Origin of the sequence: Candidatus Thiosymbion oneisti, assembly GCF_900092655.1 — a bacterium.
GTDB lineage: Bacteria > Pseudomonadota > Gammaproteobacteria > Chromatiales > Chromatiaceae > Thiosymbion > Thiosymbion oneisti.
This window is the reverse complement of the sequence record NZ_FLUY01000420.1, coordinates 1-1,771: the sequence shown is the minus strand read 5'-3', so window position 1 is coordinate 1,771 and position 1,771 is coordinate 1. Positions and strand designations below refer to the sequence as shown.

Here is a 1,771-nt window from a genome sequence, read left to right as displayed (position 1 = left end):
GCTCCGTCGAGGCTGGCCAGGAGGTCCTGTGCGAGTTCCGCCCCGTCGCTCTCCGAGAGATCGAAGGCCTTAGCTCGAAGGCTGTCGATAGCCGGATTCCCCCATGGGTATCCTCCGGTCTAAGGCAGTAGTTGTCGGCTCGAAGCATACCGCACATAACCAGGTGTTTTACCCGAATGAGGCGGATTCGAAGGGATCGACGACGGTCAGGCCATCAATACGCTGACCATGTTGAAGATCCTCTGTGTAGTCGATGAAGCTACCGCCGGACATTGCGCTCTTCCCTTGATGGGATATCGATTCGCTCGACCTGGGCAACCTTGAAATTGGGTGCTGCCTTCGTTTCCTTGGGTTTGTCCCCGAGCGGCCAGATGATCAGCTCGATGCGTCGATACTTAAGTTCTTCGGGGATAGGAATCGCATCGGGAGCTTCTTCGAGGATCTGACGGATTGGTTGCATTGTGGTCTTACCTCATAATGGTTCTTAGGTTGCTCCTAGAGGAACTGGTTGCCTTTACATAGGAAGCTAACTCCAGACGCTCCGCTCCAAAATTCCCGGTTGCCCAAGACGATGGCAGAGAAGGGGTTGTCTGGGTGCACGGGGCATTTAGCTGACCCCGATCAGAAGTCCCAGCTTGCCTTGGTATGGTACGACAAACGCGGGCTCACATCCCGATACCGCGATAGTTCGTTCCTCGTTCCAACGCTGCGGGTCGAGACTTTAGCCACTAGATGGCGCCCTTACGATGCGGCCAAGATCCAGCCCTTCAAACACATGGTCGAGGTCCTGATCGAGGATATCGGCTATGAGGAAATCGGCGCCAAGGTCAAAAAACCCCTGGAAGGCATCAAGATCGCCGGCTACGTGGGCTGTCAGACCGGACCCCTTCGGGATCGCTGGTGAACCCTTCGAGAACCCCGTCTATCCGGACAAGATGATCGACACCCTGGGCGGGGAATCCATCCCTGGCTATGAGAAAAAGGTCCAATGCTGTGGCGGGGCGCTCGCCTTCTCCGAGCCCGAGAAATCCCAGGAGATGGTCAAGGGCATCATTGAGGCGGCCTACGACCAGGTTGCCGACAGGCAATCGCCACCCCCTGTCCCGTGTGCCAGATGAACGTCGAGGTTTATCAGGACCGGATCAACACGACCTACTCCACCAAATTCGCCATGCCGGTGGTCTACTACTCGAACCTCATGGCGGTGGCCTATGGACGCAACGCCAAAGACGCGGCGCTCGATGGTCAGATCATCCCGGCCAAGAAGCTGGATGAGTCGGCGGCTAAGTAACGCCTACAGCGCCTTCTGTTAGACTAAAAGGCCCGCATGAGCGGGTAGACTAAAAGGCCCGCATGAGCGGGCCTTTTCTCACATTGGCCTCTGAATATCGAGGTTGCCACCATGAGAGAGCGAAGAGAGCAAGCAGAGAAAGAACGACTCGAATCCCAACTACGTAAGGACCAACCCGAGTTCGTCAAGAATTTCCACTTCGAGTTCGATGAAGACCTGGACGGCGATCCGGCGGTCTGGATCTGGGCCGTCGTCGGGGACGGTGAAGTCGAATCCGCGGACTTTCCGGAGCACATGAAAGCCACGAGAAGCTGGATTTCAACCGCGCTTTCAGAGACACACATCGAGCGCTAGCCTTACATGCGCTTCCGCGCCGAATCCGAGGTCGATCCCATCACACTCCAACCTGGTTCCGTGAACTAAATGAACCGTTTATAGAATAATCCCTTTATAAAACAACAGGATAATGGAAAAATTCAT

The 1,771-nt window shown here is 55.6% G+C and carries 5 protein-coding genes; 4 read left to right on the top strand and 1 reads right to left on the bottom strand.

From position 1 onward, the window contains the following. Positions 1–259: 259 nt before the first annotated feature. Complete coding sequence (locus BQ17_RS04025) at positions 260–460, bottom strand: hypothetical protein (protein WP_089724498.1); 201 nt, start codon at positions 458–460, stop codon at positions 260–262. A gap of 126 nt (positions 461–586) precedes the next feature. On the opposite strand from BQ17_RS04025, the gene BQ17_RS23120 reads away from it, so the two are divergent. From BQ17_RS23120 to BQ17_RS04015, 4 genes are all read left to right on the top strand, one after another. Further along, positions 587–904, top strand: a complete 318-nt coding sequence (locus BQ17_RS23120) for a hypothetical protein (RefSeq protein ID WP_256091472.1) — start codon at positions 587–589, stop codon at positions 902–904. A gap of 31 nt (positions 905–935) precedes the next feature. Then, positions 936–1,118 carry a hypothetical protein gene (locus BQ17_RS23115; protein WP_256091471.1) on the top strand — a complete coding sequence of 61 codons (183 nt, stop codon included), beginning with the start codon at positions 936–938 and terminating at the stop codon, positions 1,116–1,118. Continuing rightward, the gene (locus BQ17_RS23110; RefSeq protein WP_256091470.1) at positions 1,115–1,291 is read left to right on the top strand and encodes a hypothetical protein; all 177 of its coding nucleotides are present in this window, start codon (positions 1,115–1,117) and stop codon (positions 1,289–1,291) included. The genes BQ17_RS23115 and BQ17_RS23110 overlap by 4 nt, the downstream gene beginning before the upstream one ends. A 111-nt stretch (positions 1,292–1,402) precedes the next feature. Next, positions 1,403–1,645 (top strand): hypothetical protein, encoded by a 243-nt coding sequence (locus tag BQ17_RS04015; protein ID WP_089724496.1) that lies wholly within the window; start codon positions 1,403–1,405, stop codon positions 1,643–1,645. The last annotated feature ends 126 nt before the right edge of the window (positions 1,646–1,771 follow it).

Excerpts from the sequence above, each read along its gene's own strand:
- BQ17_RS04025 (WP_089724498.1), bottom strand. The coding sequence starts at position 460 with ATGCAACCAATCCGTCAGATCCTCGAAGAAGCTCCCGATGCGATTCCT.
- BQ17_RS23115 (WP_256091471.1), top strand. The coding sequence starts at position 936 with ATGATCGACACCCTGGGCGGGGAATCCATCCCTGGCTATGAGAAAAAG.
- BQ17_RS23110 (WP_256091470.1), top strand. The coding sequence starts at position 1,115 with ATGAACGTCGAGGTTTATCAGGACCGGATCAACACGACCTACTCCACC.
- BQ17_RS04015 (WP_089724496.1), top strand. The coding sequence starts at position 1,403 with ATGAGAGAGCGAAGAGAGCAAGCAGAGAAAGAACGACTCGAATCCCAA.